Here is a 19,293-nt window from a genome sequence, read left to right as displayed (position 1 = left end):
TGATTGCCACACGCGCGGGTCGGGAGGGGATTCAGACATGGAGACCGACGTTCGACCAAATCTCGGCGAGGACGGAACTCTGGTGATCCGGGCGCGAGGCGGAGAAGCCCGCGGGTATCCGGATGGCGGTGTATTCGCGTGGAAGGGCATGCCCTACGCAGCGGCGCCGGTGGGTGAGCGGAGGTTCCGAGCGCCGCAACCCGCACAGTCGTGGGACGGGGTGCGCGACTGTCGTGAGTTCGGGCCGATCGCGCCGCAAGGCCAGAGTCCGGCGGTTCCGATCGATCGGGCCTTCAAAATCGACGAGGACTGCCTGTCGATCAACGTCTGGGCCCCGCGACCCGACGGCACGCCGCGACCGGTGATGGTGTGGATTCACGGCGGCGCCTACTGCCTCGGATCCGCCGCCCAAACGATCTACGACGGCCGTCATCTGGCTGAAACCGGTGACGTCGTTCTCGTCTCCTTCAACTATCGCGTCGGCGCACTCGGATTCCTGGACCTGTCTGCATTCTCCACCGCGGATACTGTTTTCGAATCGAACTGTGGTCTGCGAGACCAGATTGCGGCACTCGAATGGGTTCGAGACAACATCGACGCCTTCGGTGGTGACCCGAGTGCGGTGACCGTGTTCGGGGAGTCCTCCGGCGCAGGATCCATCACGACGCTCATGACCTGTCCGAGCGCCGAAGGTCTGTTCCATCGTGCGATTGCCCAGAGTCCGCCCGCGACCTCCGTCTACGGGGCCGAGCGCGCCAAGACCGTTGCAGAGCGGTTTCTCGAACTGCTCTCGATCGACCCCGAAGACGCAGGCGATCTGCTGACCACGGATCTGGAACTGCTCGTCAAGGCAAGCGATGATTTGGTCAACGAAATTCCGACCCGGATTCCGGGAACTTTGGCGATGGCACCCGTTGTCGATCGCGATCTGGTGCCGCACTACCCGGTTGCGGCTTTCCAGAAGGGTTACGCGCACCGAATCCCACTGATCATCGGTTCCAACAAGGACGAGGCGTCGATCTTCAAGTTCATGAAGTCTCCGCTGATGCCGGTGAGTGCGCAGTCCGTCGAGGCAATGCTCCAATTACTGGCCGACGATCACCCCGACATCTCGGCGACCAAACTTGCCGAGATCATGTCGGCTTACCCTGACCATGCGAAACCGAGTGGTGCGCTGGCGCTTTCACGGGACGCGGCGTTTCGCATGCCGACCCTGTGGATCGCCGACGCGCACTGCAGGCATTCCCCTACGTGGGTCTACCGCTTCGATCACGCGACGCCGATGCTCAAGGCGGCGCGGATCGGCGCGGGCCACGCGACCGAATTACCTTATGTATTCGGCAATTTCGGAACCCTGAACGTCGACCCCACGTTCTGGCTCGGCGGACGGAAGGCCGCGATGGAGGTGGCCGGCCGTATCCAACGGCGGTGGTTGGCCTTCGCGCGGCATGCCGTGCCCGCAGCTCTCGACGGTTCGAAGCACTGGGCGCCGTACGAGGAAGAGAAGCGGTCGACGCTGTTGATCGACTCCGCCGACACCCTCGTCAGCGACCCCGATCACGGACTGCGCGTCGCCTGGGGCAACGACGTGATGGGGTTCAACTGACGTCGGTCGAGTGCCGCGGACGATCGAGTTCGCGAAGCACCGGTAGGGAGGCACATACTGCGGCGATCAGGATGATCGGAATCGACAGGGCCACAAAGGTCGACGCGATTCCGAGCTGATCGAGCAGCGGGCCGACCGCGAGGTAGCCGAGCGGGCCTGCGGCGTAGGCCGTCGACGTCATGACACCGACGACGCGTCCACGCATGTGCTCCGGGCTGTGCGTCTGCATGGCGTAGTTGGCGATCGGGCCGACTGGTCCGTAGACGAGGCCCTGCAGTCCGGCAAGTACGAGGATCACCCACAGTGGAGGTAGGAGCGCCATGGCCAGCATCGCTATGCCGAGAACGGCGACGGCAAAAATCATGATCAGCCGCCGGGACATGATCGGCGCCAGTGGGGCGTAGGCGAGAGAGCCGATGATGCCGCCGATCGCCAAGGCCATCAACACCGATCCGAGTTGGGCCGGTTGATCCAACTCTGTGAAGTACACCGGGAACACGACACTCTCCACCGGCATGTAGAGCGCGACGACTGCCATGTCGATCAGCGCCAGGGTGCGCAGCAGTTTGTTGTTCCAGACGAACCGAAGACCGTCGAGTGTGCCGTGCCAGATCGATTTCGGACGGTGTTCGTGTTCGGGCACTCCGGCGCCGGGAAGCCGGATGAAGGCGACCACGACTATCGAGAACACAAATCCTGCCGCCGTGACCCAGAGCGTGTTCACCGCTCCGATCGTTGCGATGAGGACACCGCCGATGCCAGGGCCGATCAGATACGCGACGTTGAAGTTGGCCTCGTACACACTGTTGGTTCGATCGAGCTTCCACTTGGCGGTCCGAGTCGCTGCAGGCAGCATGGACTCCCTCGCCGCCATTCCGGCGGGGTCGAACACGGCGCCGAGTGCGGCCAACGCCGCGATCACCGGGATCGTCAAGCCCGCGGTGGCCGCGATGATCGGAATCGCTGCAACGGACATCGCAGAGAGAGCGTCGGAAATCATCGACGTTCGACGGCGTCCGAACTTGTCGACGAATGTCCCCGAAAACAGGCTCGACACGAGTAGCGGAATGGCTGCTGCGCCGGCAACTATCGCCGCGTCGGTAGCCTTACCGGTTCGTTCGAGAACCAGCCAGGGGAGCACGACGATGGCGATACCGTTGCCGATCGCCGAGAACAGCGTCGCGAGATTGACCAGTACGAGAGGGAGATAGCTGGGGATAGTTACGTCCGTGGACGCAGGTGGACGCCGATCTGCTGAGGCGACCACGTTCTTTCCTTCCCCGAGATGGTGCCGCCCAGGATTTCGACGACGGCACCATCGACGCTAGCAGCGGGGTCTGCAGGTTCGCGACTGGTTTTTCGCCGGCCGTTCTCGTTCGGTTATGCCTGGTAGACGGGGTTCTCCGCAACAAACTTCTCGACGTACGAGCACGTCGGAAGGATCTTCAATCCCTCGTTCCGGGTCTGATCGAGCGCTTCACGCACCACGATGGCGGCAAGCCCGCGCCCACGAAACTGCGGATAGGTCACCGTGTGGTGGAAATCACGGACGCCGGAATGGTCCGAGTACTCGGCGAAACCGGCGAGTTCGCCGTCGACTCGGATCTCGAAACGCGTTTCCGCGGGATTGTGCGCCACTGTCTCGGTCATCTTCGGGCTCCGTTTCGAAAGGGCGGCCGGTTGCGCCGCGCCGCGTCTACGTTCTCTGGAGCACGCTACCTGGCAGGCCGTCCGCAATATCGGTTGCCGACGTGGGATCCGTTACTTAGCGCAACTACAACTGGACGACCGTTCAAGGGACCTTCGTCGCCATGGAGAACGAACAAAACTGGTCTGTACGTGCCGATTTGCCCGTACTTTTGTGCCCACAACGGGTGATACATATGCATCACGATCGTAACTATCCCAATATGTGGGACCGGTCACAAAGTTTTTTGTCGTCTGTTCGGATGGATTAAGTGGAGGGCCTGAAACGGGCAAATTGCAGGTCAGCGGCGCGCTGGTTACGTGTCGATGATGGGTGCGAGTGGCCGGAAACCCCAGGGGTATTGCGTTGGTCATCAGATCGTTTCTCGGACGTGATCCCAAAGACCCGCTCGGGGGGTTAGCGTTTGAATCGTCGGGGATAGAAGAAGCGTTACAACTTCGCCAAAAAAACTTTGGCGTCGCTGCTCAACGGTTCGATTTCGAGTCTTCGTCGGACAACTTCGAGGAAGGAACGCACATGATTTTCGGGCAGCGTGAGTCGAACAGTTACTTTGCCGCAATTTTTTCGTACGACTTCCTTGACGAAGGTCTGGGATACGAGACCATCGCACGGATTCACCGAGGCGAGATCTGCGAATGGATTCGTGATCTCGAGGCTTCCGGGTTGTTCTCGGCTGCGGAAGTCCATGCCGCTGAACTGGCATGGCGCGAAAATCCACGCCTGCTCCTCGACGCCCTTCTCGAGGACGCTGACGAGGTCTCTGTCAAGCGCTGGGAGATCGCGTGGACGAGGCTCGAGCGTCAGTCGCCGGCAGCCGGAACCGCGGTGGCAGAGCACGGCTGATCCGGTCGGGCCGAGTCGACTGCTCAGTCTGCGTCAAGATCAACCGTCTGCGTTACATCAACGGTCGACGAGTATCACCTCGTAATCGGTGAGCACGGTGAATTGCACGCCCGCCGTGGTCAGGGCCGCAACCGTCCGCGCAGTCACCTGTGGATCTTCGAGTAGCGAATCGCCGCCGTGCGGCACTATCGCGAAGTCGATCAGCGCGAGCCCGGACCAGATCGGGTCGATACCGCACGTTGGCATGACTTCAGCGGGGTCGTCCGACGCGTCCAGCCCGATCAGAGTCGGAGTCGCCAGGCACGCTCCGGCGCTGTATCCCGCATAGGCCACGACGCCTGAACGAACCAGCATCTCGATGACCCGGTCAGCGCCACTTCGAGCTAGCTGAGCTCGCAGGACGAACGTGTTTCCGCCGCGAACCCACAGGCAGTCGAAATCGCGGAGCCGGAGTTCCAGTGCTTCCGGTGCACCCAGGAAGTCTCGGACATCCACTTCCTCTGCGGTGAAGCCGGCTGCCCGTAGTGGAGTCAGTTCGCTGGTGACTGCTGAACTGCGGGCATTGACGGGCCACGAATCTGCAGCCGCGGCGATGACTGCGATGCGAGCGCCGCGGCCTACGAGATCGACAAAGGCCTCGCGGTGGTCGCCGAATCGGTAGGACGAGAGAAACAGTTTCACTTCTCAGTACCTTCGCGACCTACCCACCCAGCCCTCAAATCGTGAACGCCAGATTGTCGACGACGCGTGTGCCCACCGTGGTGTCACCGCGAAGCGAGATGTCGGTTCGGTGATCCGAAGCGTGGACGCGGCCACCGGCAATTCGGGTGAAGAGCGGTGAGCTCATCGAGATGGTCGTGGTCGCCGGACCGTCCAACTCCGGGACGAGTGTTGCTCGCGCGTCGACCGAGACGTGAAGTGAACGGGTAAGTGGCCCTTCGAGTTCGAAAGTGATCCGTGCTCCCTCTGGCGCCTTTCCTCGTTTTCCGACGACGAATCCGAGCGCGCTGGTGATTTCGCCGAATGCAGTCTCCGCGCGCAATCCGCCTTCCTCACCCGGAATGCCAACTGCATCTCTGATGTCGAGTTCGTGCATCCAACAGTCGAAGGTCCGAATACGCATGAACCGGCCATAGGGCGCAAGACCGACCGGTGTTTGTGTCTCGGCGTCCCAGTCCGCGCTGGTCATCGAGCGCAGCGCTTCGGTTCGTTCGGCGGTGATCTCGCGATATCGGGTCAGCAGGTCCGAGTGCGGTGTCCGCCGCAGGCCTTCGACCCAGCGCTCGTTGAACGCCGCAATCTCGTTGTGGACGTGGGGCAATGCGTGCACGTCCAGATTGATCGACGGCGGATTGATGCCCGAGAGCAGTGATTCTGTACCGATCAGATGGGACACGATGTCGTGAACCGTCCACCCCGGAAGGTTCGACGGTGCCAACCACTGATCGCCGTCGAGTTCGGCCAGCAGTGCGTCGATGACTCTCCATTCCTCGGTCAATGCGTCGACTACTGAGTCCTGGGGCCAACCACTCATGTGGACATCTCCTGTTTCGGACGGTGCGGTTCTCCTCACTGTATGTCCCGGCGGATAAGTGAGCGGGCATTCCCATGCTTCGAGTCGGTGTCGCCAAACCTCCGAGGGTGGCAGAGTTCCTGTGGTAGACCAGGATTGTCGACGCCGAATCAGGCTCACGCGGCGTTGTCGTCACCGACAGAGGAGTCTTCGTGTTTCCAGGAAATTTTGTCCAGTCCACGCCGGACAAGCCCGCCGTCATTCGCCCTGCGACGGGTGAGTCCATCACCTATCGGGAACTCGACGAACGGTCGACGCAGTTGGCGCGATACTTCCGAAGTGTCGGTGCCAAGCCTGGGGACCACGTCGCTCTCATCTCGAACAACGATCTCCGGGCGTTCGAGGTGTACTGGGCAGCGTTGAGATCCGGCCTCTACATCACCGCGGTGAACTGGCATCTCACGGCTGCGGAGGCTGCCTACATCGTCGACGACTGCGAGGCGACAATTCTGGTGGCGTCGGGGCAGGCGTCCGCAGCAGTTCCGTTGGACGAGAAGCTGATTCCACGCGTGCGGCACCGATTGGTGTACGGCGGCGCCCTCGAGGGCTTCGACGACTACGAAGACGCGGTCGATGCGCAGTCCACTGCTCCACTCGACTCGCAGCCGCGTGGGGCTGACATGCTGTATTCGTCGGGAACGACCGGCAGGCCGAAGGGGATCAAAGGAGATCTCCCGGAGGGTGAGGTGAACACCACCATGGATCCGTACACCGCGGTGTTCGCACCGATGTACGGGTTCGATTCCGACACAGTCTATTTGTGCCCGGCTCCGGTCTATCACGCGGCGCCCCTGCGTTTTTGCGGCGTGATCAATTCGGTCGGCGGAACCGTGATCTTGATGGATGCATTCGAAGCCGAAACCGCGCTGGAGTTGATCGGTAAATACGCTGTGACGCACAGTCAGTGGGTACCGACGATGTTCGTTCGAATGTTGAAACTTCCGAAGGAGACCCGTGATCGTTACGACGTCTCGACGGTGAAGGTCGCCATTCACGCTGCTGCTCCCTGCCCGCCCGAAGTGAAGACGGCAATGATCGACTGGTGGGGGCCGGTGATCTACGAGTACTACGCCTCGACCGAGGGTTCGGGCGCTACCTTCATCAACAGTGAGCAGGCCTTGTCGCATCCGGGTTCCGTCGGGCGTGACGGAGTGATGGGGATCGTGCACATCTGTGACGACGCCGGGCGCGATCTTCCGGTCGGCGAGATCGGTACCGTGTTCTGGGAGCGGGAGACTTTGCCGTTCCGGTACCACAATGATCCCGAGAAAACGGCTGCCGCGCAGCATCCGGATCATCCGACGTGGACGACGAGTGGAGATATCGGCTATATCGACTCCGAGCGTTTCCTTTATCTGACCGACCGCGCCGCGTTCACGATTATCTCCGGTGGTGTGAATATCTACCCACAGGAGTCCGAGAACATCCTTACTTTGCACCCGAAGGTGTTCGACGTGGCGGTCATCGGTGTTCCCGACGAAGAAATGGGTGAGCAGGTCAAGGCGGTTGTCCAACTAGCGGAGGGAATCGAGCCTGGTGCCCATGTCGCCGAGGAATTGCTGGAATACGTTCGCAGTCAGGTCGCACATTTCAAAGCTCCGAGAAGCATTGACTTTGCCGACGAATTGCCTAGGACCGCTACAGGAAAGCTCGTCAAGCACAAGTTGCGGTCTCAATATGTGAGCAATTGATGCTCTAGTGAAATGCTAGGACATCAGAGTAATTCTGCGAGATAGTCGGCAAGGACCTGCGCGTGACCGTATGGCAGGTCCTTGCTTGCTGTCAGTAGAACAACGGGTCGAGCATCCGAGGCCGGTGCGAGGCGTACTGCAGGTTTTCGCGTTTGAGGCCGCGTGGCCGGAGTCGGTCTACGCGGAGTCGGACGGCGTTACATTCGGAAGCCGGTTCGTAAACTCGCTCGACGGTGATTATTCGGCGCGTCATTCTGATGCCTTTACGTCTTTCGGCCGTTTCAAATAGTGGAATAGTCCGCCATTCCGGTGTGATCGGCCTCACAGTAGGCTTCTTCAGGTATGTCCAAACATACTGTTCGGACTCGATTCAGATGGAGAAAGTGCGTCGTCGGTTTCCCTACGCCGCGTTAACTCTGGCTACTATCAGTCACCATTCACCCAAAAGCGGGTCATCTTCCGCTCATCACATGCTGGTTGCCGCTCGTCGCAGCAGGCGAACCACCAACCGCAGAAGGTAATGGAAAATGGAAACATCGAAGAGCGCACAAGTGCGTCCGTCGGTCGGCGTCCCTCGAGAATCGAGTGATGGTGAGCGTCGGGTCGCATTGGTGCCGAAAATTGTGTCCGCTTTGATCGGCAAGGGTGTCGACGTAGTCGTCGAGTCCGGGGCCGGTCTCGGGGCGTTGATTCCCGACGAGTTGTACACCGCTGCCGGCGCGAAGATCGGCGATCCGTGGACTGCTGACGTGGTGGTCAAGGTTGCGCCTCCGTCGACAGAAGAGATCGCCCGGATCAGTACCGGCGCGAAGCTCATCGGTTTCCTGAATCCGCGTAATGCGGACAACCGCATCGCCGAGTTGAAGGCCGCCGGCATCGAGGGATACGCCGTGGAGGCGATTCCTCGTATCTCCCGCGCGCAGGTGATGGACGCGTTGTCCTCGCAGGCGAACGTGTCCGGGTACAAGGCTGTTCTGTTGGCAGCATCGGAGTCGACGCGGTTCTTCCCGATGCTCACCACCGCTGCGGGCACGGTGAAGCCTGCGACGGTTCTGGTCCTCGGAGTGGGTGTGGCAGGTCTGCAGGCGCTGGCGACAGCCAAGCGTCTCGGTGGCCGCGCTACCGGGTACGACGTGCGTCCTGAGGTCGCCGACCAGGTGCGTTCGGTGGGTGCACAGTGGCTCGACCTCGGAATCGATGCGGCGGGCGAGGGTGGATACGCCCGCGAGTTGACCGACGACGAGCGAGCGAAGCAGCAGCAGGCACTCGAAGATGCGATCAAGGGCTTCGACGTTGTGATCACCACAGCTCTGGTTCCGGGTCGTCCCGCGCCGCGCCTGGTGACCGCTGCCGCGGTCGAAGGCATGAAGCCGGGCAGTGTCGTGGTCGACCTCGCGGGTGAAACCGGTGGTAACTGCGAGCTGACCGAGCCGGGTCAAACCGTCGTCAAGCATGGCGTGACCATTTGCTCTCCGCTGAATTTGCCGGCGTCCATGCCGGAGCATGCGTCCGAGTTGTACTCGAAGAACATTTCCGCGCTGATCGAACTCATGTTGGTGGAAGGTGCCTTGGCGCCTGATTTCTCCGACGAGGTTCTGGCCGGTGCGTGCGTCACCCGTGAAGAGAAGGGCGCCTGATGTACACATCACTGCTGGCGAACATCGCGATCCTGGTGTTGTCCGGGTTCGTCGGTTTCGCTGTGATCTCCAAAGTTCCGAACACCCTGCACACCCCGTTGATGTCCGGTACGAACGCCATCCACGGCATCGTCGTCCTGGGCGCGTTGGTCGTCCTGGGCAAGGTGCACGATCCCTCGATCGGGCTGCAGATCATCTTGTTCGTCGCGCTCGTCTTCGGAACCGTGAACGTTGTCGGTGGTTTTGTCGTCACGGACCGCATGTTGGCGATGTTCAAGGCCAAGCCGGCCGCCAAGTCTGTGTCGAAGGATGGTGACCAGTAATGGAATACCTGGTCAATGCGCTCTACATTGTCGCGTTCTCGATGTTCATCTACGGCCTCATGGGTCTTACCGGCCCGAAGACCGCAGTCCGCGGCAACCAGATCGCCGCGGTCGGCATGCTCATCGCCGTCGTTGCAACTCTGATCTCCATTCGTGATGCGGAGATGGGGAACTGGATCCTCATCGCTGCCGGCCTTGTCATCGGTGTCGTGCTCGGCGTTCCGCCGGCGCTCCGGACGAAGATGACGGCCATGCCGCAGTTGGTGGCACTGTTCAACGGTGTCGGCGGCGGCACGGTCGCGTTGATCGCGTACGCGGAGTTCCTGGACTCGGACGGTTTCACCGCATTCCAGCACGGCGAATCGCCGACGGTACACATCGTCATCGCGTCGCTCTTTGCCGCGGTGATCGGATCGATCTCCTTCTGGGGCAGCGTGATCGCGTTCCTGAAGCTGCAGGAAACTCTGCCTGGTCGTCCGATCGGAATCGGCAAGCTCCAGCAGCCGCTCAATGCTCTGCTGCTCATTGCCGCCGTCGCGTTCTCGGTGATCATCGGTATCAAGGCGATCTCACCGGAAGGCCCGACCAGCTCACTGTGGATCGTCGGCGTGCTCGTGCTCTCGGGCATCCTCGGACTGATGGTCGTGCTGCCCATCGGCGGCGCGGACATGCCCGTCGTCATCTCGCTGCTCAACGCTCTGACCGGTTTGTCAGCTGCTGCTGCAGGTTTGGCGCTCAACAACCAGGCGATGATCGTCGCCGGCATGATCGTCGGTGCTTCGGGCACCATCTTGACCAACCTCATGGCCAAGGCCATGAACCGGTCCATCCCGGCCATCGTTGCCGGCGGCTTCGGTGGTGGTGGCGGTGAAGCCGCATCCTCCGACGGCGTCGTGCGCACGGCAAAGGCGACCTCGGCCGCCGACGCGGCCATCCAGATGGCCTACGCCAACCAGGTCATCGTCGTACCCGGATACGGACTTGCCGTCGCGCAGGCTCAGCACGCGGTCAAGGACATGGCGAAACTGCTCGAGTCGAAGGGCGTCGAGGTCAAGTACGCCATTCACCCGGTCGCCGGCCGTATGCCTGGTCACATGAACGTTCTTCTCGCAGAGGCGGATGTCTCGTACGACGCGATGAAGGAAATGGACGACATCAACGACGAGTTCTCTCGTACCGATGTCACCTTGGTGATCGGTGCGAACGACGTCACCAACCCGGCGGCGCGCAACGATCCGAGCTCACCGATTCACGGAATGCCGATCCTCAACGTCGACCAGTCGAAGTCCGTCATCGTGCTCAAGCGCTCGATGAACTCCGGTTTCGCCGGTATCGAGAACCCGCTCTTCTTCGCCGAGGGCACCTCGATGCTCTTCGGTGACGCCAAGAAGTCGGTCTCCGAAGTAACCGAGGAACTCAAGGCGCTCTAGCGCTGGTACTCGGAGGGGGCGTCCACTCGCAGCTGCGAGTGGACGCCTTTTTTCGTGGCCGTGTTGCAAAGATGTCGTGTGTTGCAACGACTTCTTGTGCTGAAACGACAAAGGCGCCTGGTCCGAGACGAAACTCGGAACAGGCGCCTCTGGCGACGTTTTACGGAACCTCGGGGGTTTCGGGGTCGGAAGAGAAGCCGGAAAGTAGTTCGATCAACTTCTGGATCAGTTCGAGCGGGTTCAGATCTTCGAGGCTCACGGTAAAGACTCCTTCGCTGTGGAACTACTTGATTCGGACATTTCAGAACATACGTCATGTCCAACCGTGGCGGGAGAGCTATCGGCGAAAATCTCTGAATCCCAAAGATTTAGGACTAAAGTCGGATGCTCCGGTGCCTGGAAAACGCGATGGCTGCCGTATCCGGGCGTAGCTCTTCACGTTTCGCGGCGATGGGCGATCGTGCCATCAAAATGGCTGCGGCACAGGCCCATACCAGGGTGATCAGAATGCCAGCTATCACTCCGAAAAGGCCGCTCAGCTCGGCGGCGAGCGCGCTGGCACCGATCGCAGCAACTCCGACGAATCCGAGCCCGGCGACCACCGGACGCCACTGCGGGGCGGAGATCAAGATCGCCGAGCAGTACAGCGCGGTCGCCGCTGCGACGTGACCGCTGGGCAATAGGTCCTGGGGCACATCGGGGAGCCAGGAACCGAATGCCGCGTTGGTGAGATTGGCGCCCATTCCGAGGAGCAGGATCGCGCCGATGCCGTATGGCAGTCCGCGGACCATCGAGACGACGGCCAGAGCGGTAGTGGCTGCGAGTACAGCGGTGACGTCGAATCGGCCTACCGTCCACTCGGCAAGTGCGCGCACCTGTTCCGGGACGCTCAAACCGGGCGAGGTGGGTCGCACGAAATACAAGACGCCCAGCGCTACGACGGCGATCGCGGCAAGGACGAGGAAGCGAGTGGTTGTGGAGGGAGCGGGGTGCTGGGTGGAGGTCGAGACGGTCACGAGTACCAGCATCCCTGTTGAGTCTGTGCCGATCGTGAGGATCAGCTGTGAGGTCTGTAGGCGGTCGGAGAATCGCGCCGAACGACACCCGCACAACCCGCTGCGACCAGGACGCATGCAAACGGGATCAACATTGCTGTGGTGAGAGGCACAAGCTTGGTGACCCACCCGATGGTTGCCGGCCCGGCGAGGAATCCGATGTATCCCATGCCGACGACGCGAGACATGTTGGTACCGGCCGAACCTGAGCCCAGATTTCCGGCCGTGGTGAAGATCTGCGGAATACATCCCGACAGGCCTGCGCCGAACAGTGCCCAACCGAGCAACGTCAGTGGTAGCCAGCCGGATACCACGACGGTCAGCATGCCGACGGAGGACAGCAACGCGCCGTAGCGAACCACGGCCACCGGGCCTACCGCCGCGCTGATTCGATCCGCGGTGAACCGGCCGACGGTCATCATGGCGGAGAATGCGCCGAACGACAGTGCGGCAACGGCATTCGAAACACCGAGATCTTCCTTGACCTGCAGCGCGCTCCAGTCGTTAGCCACTCCCTCGGCCAGCATCAGAACAAAGGCGAGGGTTCCGAGAGCGAGCACCCGAGCCGAGAATCTGCCGTGTGTCTTTCCGGTTGTCGACGCAGTTTCGGCATGAACGTCGACGTGAGGGAGCAGGGGGCGCGAGCACAACCAGACTGCCAGCAAGCCGATTGCCGACGCGATGCTGAGCGTGACGTACGGCGGAAGATCCAGTGCGAGAGTGCCGAATCCGATGACGGACCCCAATACGCCACCGACCGAGAACATACCGTGAAACGCCGCCATGATCGGGCGCCGGTACAGCTGTTCGGCCTCGACGGCCTGCGAGTTCATCGACACGTCCAATGCGCCATTCGCAAAGCCGAACACGACAAGTGCAGCGCCCAGTTGCCAGGTGTTCGTGGCAAACCCCGGGCCGAGAGTGGCGAATGCCAGCCCGCTACCCGCCAGGACGACCATGCGTCTGCTGCCGTATCGATCTGCGAGCGGGCCGCTCAACTGCATGCCGGCAATGGCTCCGACTGCAAGAAGGAGAAGAAGTGAGCCGAGCGTCGAGTGACTGATCCCCACTCGGTGTTCGATGGACGGGATGTGGACGACCCACATCGCGAGGAGAAATCCGTTGATGCCGAAAATGCCGAAGATGCCGGCGCGGGCGCGCACCAGGGCGGAGGTGGGGACTGCGCGGTCGGTGGGGTTGACGCTCACTCGTTCCTTTCTACAGGTGAGTCAGCAACAGGTCCGGGTTCGCGAGCATCTCTGCGACAAATGAGAGGAATCTCGCGGCCTGCTCACCGGTCAGCACGCGGTGGTCGAACGTCAACGTCAGTGTCACGACGCTCCGCACTTCGATCTTGCGCTCGATCACCCACGGACGCTCGCTCACCGAGCCCAGACAGAGAATGACGGCTTCTCCCGGATTGAGAAGCGGAATGCCGCCCTCGACGCCGAAGACTCCGACATTGGTGATCGTGACGGTGCCACCCGTCAGGTGACGGACGTCCGTCTTTCCCTCACGGGCAGCAACGGTCAGTTCGGTCACCGCGCGGGCGAGTTGGACCAGGCTCAGTGTCTCGGCGCTTTTGATGTTGGGCACGGACAGTCCACGTTCGGAGGCGACGGCGATGCCGAGATTCACGTCATCGTCGACGGCGGCGTCGCCGCGGGCCTCGTCCCAATGCGCGTTCACCATCGGGTGCGAGGCGATGGCGGCCACCATTGCCTTGGCAGCGAGAGTCAGCGGAGTGAGGGACAGTCCGGTGAACGCCTCCGAAGAACGGAGCCTGCCGAGCAGTTCCATCGAAGGCGTGATATCGGCGGTGAGGAAGACGCTGGCCTGCGGAGCGCGGACGCTGGCAACCATCGCCGACGCCATCTGTTTTCGTAGCCCGGACGAGGCCAGGCGTGTCGCGTTATCCGAAGGCGCCTGCACGGTAAGCGCGTCTGCGACGTCAGCTGCGGTGACGGCGCCGTCGAATCCGCTGCCGGTGATTTCGCTCAGTTCGATGCCGGCTTCGCGGGCCGCGCGCCGCGCCGCGGGTGTTGCGGGCTGTCGTTCGGTATTCGCCGCGGATTGCGAGGCGGGCGTGATCTTGCTCCGTCGGCGGCTCGGTCTCTCGGCCGCGGGTCCGTATCCGACCAGCACGCTCGGAGACTGTGAATCACTTGGAGACGGTGAATCTGCAGGCTCCTCGATACGGATGATCGGAGTACCCACCGGAACGGTAGTGCCAGGTTCGACGAGGAGATCTCTGACAACGCCGACGTAGGGCGACGGCAGTTCGACAAGAGCTTTGGCTGTCTCTACCTGGGCGAGAACTTGATTGAGTGCCACCGTGTCGCCGACGCCGACCGTCCACTCGACCAGATCGGCGGACGTCAGGCCCTCGCCGAGATCCGGCAACCGGAATTCGTGCCCTGTACTCATGCTGCCAGCGTCCGGTCGAGTGCTGCGAGGATCCGGTCGGCGTCCGGAAGGTGAAATCGCTCGAGCTTGGCGGGCGGGTAGGGGATGTCGAATCCGGTGACCCGCAGGATCGGTGACTCCAGCTGATAGAAGCAGTGTTCCGCGACGTGTGCTGCGATTTCGGCGCCGACGCCGAGAAACTTCGGAGCCTCGTGGACGACGACCAGCCGGCCTGTCTTGTTCACCGACGCCTCGATCGTGTCGAAGTCGACGGGGGAGAGTGAACGCAGATCCACGACCTCCAGATCGTGGCCTTCTTCTTCGGCAATCCGCGCGGCCTCGAGTGCGGTGGCGACCATGGATCCGTACGCAACCACTGTCGCGTCGTCTCCAGGGCGAGCGACGCGGGCACGGTGGAGCGGAAGCTCGGGCGCGGCATCGGTAGCCACGTCGGCGGTGTCCCAGTAGCGCCGTTTGGGTTCGAGGAATATCACCGGGTCGTCGCCGGCAATGGATTGGCGGATCATGTGAAAACCGTCGATCGGATTGCTCGGGTACACCACCCGCAGCCCTGCGGTGTGAGCGAAGTACGCTTCCGGCGACTCCGAATGATGTTCCACCGCGCCGATTCCGCCGCCACTGGGAATCCGAATCGTCAGTGGCGCAGAGGCAGCGCCTCGGGTGCGGTACTGGATCTTGGCCACCTGCGAGACGATCTGATCGAAAGCCGGGTAGACAAACCCGTCGAATTGAATTTCGCAGACAGGCCGATATCCGCGCAAGGCAAGCCCGAAAGCTGTTCCCACGATCCCTGATTCGGCGAGGGGCATGTCGATCACCCGAGTGTCGCCGAAGTCCTTCTGCAGGGCGTCGGTAACCCGGAATACGCCGCCGAGACGGCCGACGTCCTCGCCCATGATGACAACGCGACGATCGTCTTCGAGTGCGCGTCGAAGGCCGGTGTTGAGCGCGGTCACCAGATTCATGACGGTCATGACGAAGCCCCTTCCAGGCTGCCCAGATACGCGCGATGCTCTTCGCGTTCAGCGTCGACCAGTGGGTGTGCCTCGGCGTAGACGTGATCGAAGAGCGCTGACGGGGGCGGATCGGCGAGCGCGATGGTTGCGCGTCGCAGTCCAGCGGCGACGTCGTCGGCGGCTGCCGCGATGGTGCTGAGTTCGTTTTCTCCGAGAAGATCGCGACGGCCGAGGAGCAGACGCATTCGCTCGAGCGGATCGCGGCTTTTCCACTCCGACATATCCGTATCGGTGCGGTACCTGCTCGGATCGTCGGAGGTCGTGTGCGGGCCCATCCGGCAGGTGATCGCCTCGATGAACGTCGGGCCGCTGCCTTCGCGTGCGCGATAGAGCGCCGAGCGCGTCACGGCGAGCACGGCAAGGACGTCGTTACCGTCGACGCGGATCGCCGGAATACCGTAACCGATCGCCCGATGCGAGATGGGTGTACGGGACTGCAGGGATACCGGTTCACTGATTGCCCACTGGTTGTTCTGGCAGAAGAAGACAACGCCGACACGGAAACTGGCGGCAAATCCCATCGCCTCGGCGATGTCACCCTGACTTGTGGCGCCGTCGCCGAAGTACGCGATCGTTGCGATCTCGGCGCCGTCCAGGTGTGCGCCGAGTGCGTATCCGGTGGCGTGCAGCCCTTGGGAGCCGACGACGATCGCCGGATTGGTGACGTTGAATTGTTCTGGATCCCAACCGGAATGGGAGATTCCTCGCCACATGGTGGTCAGCAATTCGGGGGGAACACCCCGGCAGTACGCGACGGCATGTTCGCGGTAGCTGGTGAACGCGAAGTCGTCTGGGGCGAGCGCTCTCGCGGAACCGACCTGCGCGGCTTCCTGACCGAGCATCGGAGCCCACAAACCGATTTCGCCTTGACGCTGCAGGGCAACAGCTTCGGTGTCGATGCGGCGACTCACGACGAGATCGCGATACAACGACAGCAGTTCGTCAGGCCCGATGTCCGTTATCAGGCGGTCGAATTCGGGACGGCACACCCGTGCGCCGTTCGGTTGGATGAGTTGGACCGGATAATCGAGGTTGTCGATCATCTTCGCTCACCTCGGTTTCTGCTCATGCCCGGCGCGCCTCGTGAGTACGCCGCACAATCCCGATGTGTCGTATGCAGTTGTCGCTCTACCATCAGGATCCCCCTGATTGGGAAATCCGCAAGTATTTTCACTGCCGTATCAAGACCTGAACTGCGAACTGGCGAGTAACAAACGTGTCGGTACGGCCAACCGATCGGACTTCAACCGCTAGCATCGGTGCGGTGACTGCAGTCGGTTTGAACGAAGAAGCTGTTTCCGCGTGGATCGCCGAACTGGGGGTCGGCGCCACGACACCACTGACTTTCGAGAGGATCGGTAACGGGCAATCGAACCTGACCTACTCCGTGACGGATGCGGGCGGAGGACGGTGGGTACTGCGCAGACCTCCACTCGGCACGTTGTTGGCGTCCGCGCACGACGTCGTTCGCGAGCACCGCATCCTGTCCTCGCTCCAGGGAACCAAAGTGCCGGTTCCGAAGATCCTCGGCATCACGGAAGATCCGGAGATCACGGACGCTCCGCTGGTCCTCATGAGCTACATCGACGGCGTTGTGATCGACGGCGTTCCGGTGGCTCAGAAGTTGACCGAGGACGAGCGTCGCGCGGTCGGCTTGGCGATGCCCAAAACCCTCGCCAGCATCCACGGAGTTGACCTGGAAGAGACCGGGCTGGACGACCTGGCCAGCCGCAAGCCCTTTGCCGAGCGTCAGCTCAAGCGGTGGTCGGCGCAGTGGGAGAAGTCGAAGACCCGCGATGTTCCGGATGTCGACCGATTGGCCGAGATTCTGCACCGAAACATTCCGGAACAGAACGAAGTGACGTTGGTTCACGGCGACTTCCACCTCAACAACGTCATCACCGATCCGGCCGAGGGGCGCATCGTTGCCGTCGTCGACTGGGAGCTGTGCACGTTGGGGGAGCCGCTCGCGGACCTCGGTGCGCTACTCGCGTACTGGCCGGAAGCCGGTGACAAGGTTGCCGGTCCGTTCATGGCGTCCACGCTGGAAGGCTTCCCGAACCGTGACGAGCTGGTCGCTGCCTACGTCGAGGCGACTGGCCGCGACGTGTCAGCGGTCGGATACTGGCACGTACTCGCTCTGTGGAAGCTCTCGATCATCGCGGAGGGCGTGCTGCGACGCATTCTCGACGATCCGCGCAACAAGGCCGAGCACGGCGGCCCGACGGTCGCGCTGATCGACGGAATCGTTGCACGCGCCGTCTTGACGGCAGGTCAGCTCGGCCTGAGCTAGTTTTCGGTCAAGATCCCGGCTGCAGATCTGATGGCCGCCGGGATCTCCACCGGCTTACGGGTGTCGGCGTCGACGTAGACGTGGACAAAGCGGCCGGTGGCAGCGGGTTCCCAATTGCCACCGTCGACCTCGTGGAATATCGCCAGGGCGTAGACGATGCTCTTGGTGCCCAGCTTCTCGACGGAGATACCCACCTGCAACTGCTCGGGGAACGACAGTTCGCTCAGGTACCGGCACGACGTCTCGGCGACGACGCCGATGGCAGGCAGGGTGCGGATGTCGGTTCCTGTGGAAGACATCAGCCAGGCGTTGACCGCGGTGTCGAAGTACGAGTAGTAGGTCACGTTGTTGACGTGGCCGTAGTGATCGTTGTCGTCCCACCGCGTCGGGACGGGCCAGAGAACGGGAAACTCGCTGATCGACGGGGGCGTCTGCGCTGTGCTCACGGCTTCGACTGTAGTGAGGACTTTCGCGAGAGTGGGGGCAGGGTGGTGCCCTGTAGGACGGCGCGCACGATCAGTCCCACCAACAGTGCCCAGAATGCCGAACCGATTCCCAGGATACTGACGCCGGATGCGGCGATCAGAAACGTGACCACGGCGCCTTCACGTTCACTCGCCTCGCTCAGCGCCGAAGTGAGGGCGCCGGCCAGTGTTGCCAGGAGTGCCAGTCCGGCAACAGTTTCCACGACGCCGGCCGGAGCGGCAGCTACCAAGGCGGCCACGGCGGCCGCGCCCGCAGCGAGAACGAGATACGCCCAGCCTGCGGTGAAGGCAGCGATCCATCGGCGTTTGGGATCCGGATGTGCGGTGGGGGCGGCGGCCAGGGCTGCGCTGATCGCCGCGAGGTTGATCGCGTGGCCACCGGCCGGAGCGCCGACGATGGTGCCGATACCCGTCACGATCATTGACGGTCGCCAGGGAACGGTGTATCCGAACGAATTCATCACCGCCACACCGGGAATGTTCTGCGAAGCCATCGTGACGATGTAGAGCGGAACGGCGATGCCGATCATCGCCTGCCAGGTCCACGACGGCGCGGTGAGATCGATGCGGGGGATCATGGCGCCGGCGTCGAGCGTGCGATCCGACGTGACGAGGCTGATCCCGATCACGATCGCTGCGGTGAGAAACGCGAGCGGAACCGCCCATCGCTTGGAGAAGCGTTGCGCCGCAAGCCAGACCAGGATGACCGGTGCGACCGCTGCCGGTGCGTCCCGGACGGCGATGATCGGCGCCAGGCACAGCGGCATCAGAACTCCGGCGAGCATCGCCTGCGCGAGGGGCGTCGGGATTGCCGAGATGATCCTTCCGAGCGTCGGCCACAATCCGGTCAGCACTATCGCGATTCCCACGACGACGAAGGCGCCGACCGCGGCCGGCCACCCACCCTCGACCGCACCCGCGCCGGCGAGCAGAGCGGCACCGGGCGTCGACCAGGCGAGGGTGATCGGCATCCGATACCGGCGTGAGAGCCAGAGCATTCCCAACGCTTGGGTCACGCACAGAACCAACAGACCGGACGCCGCCTCGGTTGCGTCCGCACCGACGGCGGCGAGCCCGGTGAGCACCACCGCGAACGAACTGGTGAAGCCGACGAGGGCCGTGACGATGCCTGCGCTCATCGGTTGTGAGTTGCTGCGAACGGCTTCCGGTTCGGTGGTTTCTGTGGAGTCCGACATGGTCAGTGAT

At 62.3% G+C, this 19,293-nt stretch carries 18 protein-coding genes; 7 read left to right on the top strand and 11 right to left on the bottom strand.

Annotation, left to right across the window (positions count from 1 at the left end; genetic code table 11):
- Positions 1-37 precede the first annotated feature (37 nt).
- Complete coding sequence (locus M0639_RS19365) at positions 38-1,606, top strand: carboxylesterase/lipase family protein (RefSeq protein WP_058037977.1); 1,569 nt, start codon at positions 38-40, stop codon at positions 1,604-1,606.
- Here M0639_RS19365 and M0639_RS19360 read toward each other — a convergent pair.
- Together M0639_RS19360 and M0639_RS19355 are read right to left on the bottom strand one after the other, a co-directional pair.
- Positions 1,599-2,825 (bottom strand): MFS transporter, encoded by a 1,227-nt coding sequence (locus M0639_RS19360; protein ID WP_039972654.1) that lies wholly within the window; start codon positions 2,823-2,825, stop codon positions 1,599-1,601. The genes M0639_RS19365 and M0639_RS19360 overlap by 8 nt on opposite strands.
- A gap of 161 nt (positions 2,826-2,986) precedes the next feature.
- Positions 2,987-3,256: a GNAT family N-acetyltransferase gene (locus M0639_RS19355; RefSeq protein ID WP_007726096.1), complete on the bottom strand. Its 270-nt coding sequence runs from the start codon at positions 3,254-3,256 to the stop codon at positions 2,987-2,989.
- Between the two features lie 574 nt (positions 3,257-3,830).
- Between M0639_RS19355 and M0639_RS19350 the strand changes: the two genes are divergently transcribed.
- On the top strand, positions 3,831-4,157 hold the full coding sequence (locus tag M0639_RS19350; protein ID WP_003941297.1) for a hypothetical protein: 327 nt from the start codon (positions 3,831-3,833) through the stop codon (positions 4,155-4,157).
- 57 nt (positions 4,158-4,214) lie between these two features.
- On the opposite strand, the gene M0639_RS19345 is transcribed toward M0639_RS19350, so the two are convergent.
- Both M0639_RS19345 and M0639_RS19340 read right to left on the bottom strand, forming a co-directional pair.
- On the bottom strand, positions 4,215-4,838 hold the full coding sequence (locus M0639_RS19345) for a Type 1 glutamine amidotransferase-like domain-containing protein (RefSeq protein ID WP_003941379.1): 624 nt from the start codon (positions 4,836-4,838) through the stop codon (positions 4,215-4,217).
- Between the two features lie 34 nt (positions 4,839-4,872).
- The gene (locus M0639_RS19340; RefSeq protein WP_064074722.1) at positions 4,873-5,691 is read right to left on the bottom strand and encodes a maleylpyruvate isomerase family mycothiol-dependent enzyme; all 819 of its coding nucleotides are present in this window, start codon (positions 5,689-5,691) and stop codon (positions 4,873-4,875) included.
- Between the two features lie 191 nt (positions 5,692-5,882).
- On the opposite strand from M0639_RS19340, the gene M0639_RS19335 reads away from it, so the two are divergent.
- The 4 genes from M0639_RS19335 (at position 5,883) to M0639_RS19320 (ending at position 10,811) form a co-directional block, all read left to right on the top strand.
- Complete coding sequence (locus M0639_RS19335; RefSeq protein ID WP_042447907.1) at positions 5,883-7,421, top strand: AMP-binding protein; 1,539 nt, start codon at positions 5,883-5,885, stop codon at positions 7,419-7,421.
- Between the two features lie 527 nt (positions 7,422-7,948).
- A complete protein-coding gene (locus tag M0639_RS19330; RefSeq protein ID WP_003941381.1) occupies positions 7,949-9,058 on the top strand; it encodes a Re/Si-specific NAD(P)(+) transhydrogenase subunit alpha in 1,110 nt (369 codons plus the stop codon).
- Entirely contained in the window at positions 9,058-9,381 is a 324-nt protein-coding gene (locus M0639_RS19325; protein WP_003941319.1) for an NAD(P) transhydrogenase subunit alpha part 2, read from the top strand. Before M0639_RS19330 ends, M0639_RS19325 begins: the two co-directional genes overlap by 1 nt.
- Complete coding sequence (locus M0639_RS19320) at positions 9,381-10,811, top strand: NAD(P)(+) transhydrogenase (Re/Si-specific) subunit beta (protein ID WP_003941368.1); 1,431 nt, start codon at positions 9,381-9,383, stop codon at positions 10,809-10,811. The genes M0639_RS19325 and M0639_RS19320 overlap by 1 nt, the downstream gene beginning before the upstream one ends.
- Positions 10,812-11,185: 374 nt before the next feature.
- Here the strand turns inward: M0639_RS19320 and M0639_RS19315 are convergent, their stop codons facing one another.
- From M0639_RS19315 to pdhA, 5 genes are read right to left on the bottom strand one after another with little or no spacing between them, the layout of a single operon-like run.
- Positions 11,186-11,839 carry a hypothetical protein gene (locus M0639_RS19315; protein WP_007726101.1) on the bottom strand — a complete coding sequence of 218 codons (654 nt, stop codon included), beginning with the start codon at positions 11,837-11,839 and terminating at the stop codon, positions 11,186-11,188.
- A gap of 29 nt (positions 11,840-11,868) precedes the next feature.
- The gene (locus tag M0639_RS19310; RefSeq protein ID WP_064074723.1) at positions 11,869-13,074 is read right to left on the bottom strand and encodes an MFS transporter; all 1,206 of its coding nucleotides are present in this window, start codon (positions 13,072-13,074) and stop codon (positions 11,869-11,871) included.
- Between the two features lie 10 nt (positions 13,075-13,084).
- Complete coding sequence (locus M0639_RS19305) at positions 13,085-14,293, bottom strand: dihydrolipoamide acetyltransferase family protein (RefSeq protein WP_064074724.1); 1,209 nt, start codon at positions 14,291-14,293, stop codon at positions 13,085-13,087.
- Entirely contained in the window at positions 14,290-15,267 is a 978-nt protein-coding gene (locus tag M0639_RS19300) for an alpha-ketoacid dehydrogenase subunit beta (protein WP_064074725.1), read from the bottom strand. Before M0639_RS19300 ends, M0639_RS19305 begins: the two co-directional genes overlap by 4 nt.
- On the bottom strand, positions 15,264-16,352 hold the full coding sequence (pdhA, locus tag M0639_RS19295) for a pyruvate dehydrogenase (acetyl-transferring) E1 component subunit alpha (protein ID WP_047270247.1): 1,089 nt from the start codon (positions 16,350-16,352) through the stop codon (positions 15,264-15,266). Before pdhA ends, M0639_RS19300 begins: the two co-directional genes overlap by 4 nt.
- Positions 16,353-16,573: 221 nt before the next feature.
- On the opposite strand from pdhA, the gene M0639_RS19290 reads away from it, so the two are divergent.
- On the top strand, positions 16,574-17,602 hold the full coding sequence (locus M0639_RS19290) for a phosphotransferase family protein (protein ID WP_054826356.1): 1,029 nt from the start codon (positions 16,574-16,576) through the stop codon (positions 17,600-17,602).
- Here M0639_RS19290 and M0639_RS19285 read toward each other — a convergent pair.
- On the bottom strand, positions 17,599-18,048 hold the full coding sequence (locus tag M0639_RS19285) for an acyl-CoA thioesterase (protein WP_054826357.1): 450 nt from the start codon (positions 18,046-18,048) through the stop codon (positions 17,599-17,601). The genes M0639_RS19290 and M0639_RS19285 overlap by 4 nt on opposite strands.
- Complete coding sequence (locus M0639_RS19280; protein WP_047270249.1) at positions 18,045-19,283, bottom strand: benzoate/H(+) symporter BenE family transporter; 1,239 nt, start codon at positions 19,281-19,283, stop codon at positions 18,045-18,047. The genes M0639_RS19285 and M0639_RS19280 overlap by 4 nt, the downstream gene beginning before the upstream one ends.
- Positions 19,284-19,293: the final 10 nt, after the last annotated feature.

Source organism: Rhodococcus qingshengii JCM 15477, assembly GCF_023221595.1.
GTDB classification, from domain to species: domain Bacteria; phylum Actinomycetota; class Actinomycetes; order Mycobacteriales; family Mycobacteriaceae; genus Rhodococcus_F; species Rhodococcus_F qingshengii.
The sequence above is the reverse complement of the archived record's forward strand: the minus strand, read 5'-3'. Positions and strand labels throughout refer to the sequence as shown.

Coding starts and splice junctions, on each gene's coding strand:
- M0639_RS19315 (WP_007726101.1), bottom strand. CDS start 11,839: ATGCTGGTACTCGTGACCGTCTCGACCTCCACCCAGCACCCCGCTCCC.
- M0639_RS19320 (WP_003941368.1), top strand. CDS start 9,381: ATGGAATACCTGGTCAATGCGCTCTACATTGTCGCGTTCTCGATGTTC.
- M0639_RS19300 (WP_064074725.1), bottom strand. CDS start 15,267: ATGACCGTCATGAATCTGGTGACCGCGCTCAACACCGGCCTTCGACGC.
- M0639_RS19330 (WP_003941381.1), top strand. CDS start 7,949: ATGGAAACATCGAAGAGCGCACAAGTGCGTCCGTCGGTCGGCGTCCCT.
- M0639_RS19325 (WP_003941319.1), top strand. CDS start 9,058: ATGTACACATCACTGCTGGCGAACATCGCGATCCTGGTGTTGTCCGGG.
- M0639_RS19365 (WP_058037977.1), top strand. CDS start 38: ATGGAGACCGACGTTCGACCAAATCTCGGCGAGGACGGAACTCTGGTG.
- M0639_RS19305 (WP_064074724.1), bottom strand. CDS start 14,293: ATGAGTACAGGGCACGAATTCCGGTTGCCGGATCTCGGCGAGGGCCTG.
- M0639_RS19355 (WP_007726096.1), bottom strand. CDS start 3,256: ATGACCGAGACAGTGGCGCACAATCCCGCGGAAACGCGTTTCGAGATC.
- M0639_RS19340 (WP_064074722.1), bottom strand. CDS start 5,691: ATGAGTGGTTGGCCCCAGGACTCAGTAGTCGACGCATTGACCGAGGAA.
- pdhA (WP_047270247.1), bottom strand. CDS start 16,352: ATGATCGACAACCTCGATTATCCGGTCCAACTCATCCAACCGAACGGC.
- M0639_RS19350 (WP_003941297.1), top strand. CDS start 3,831: ATGATTTTCGGGCAGCGTGAGTCGAACAGTTACTTTGCCGCAATTTTT.
- M0639_RS19280 (WP_047270249.1), bottom strand. CDS start 19,283: ATGTCGGACTCCACAGAAACCACCGAACCGGAAGCCGTTCGCAGCAAC.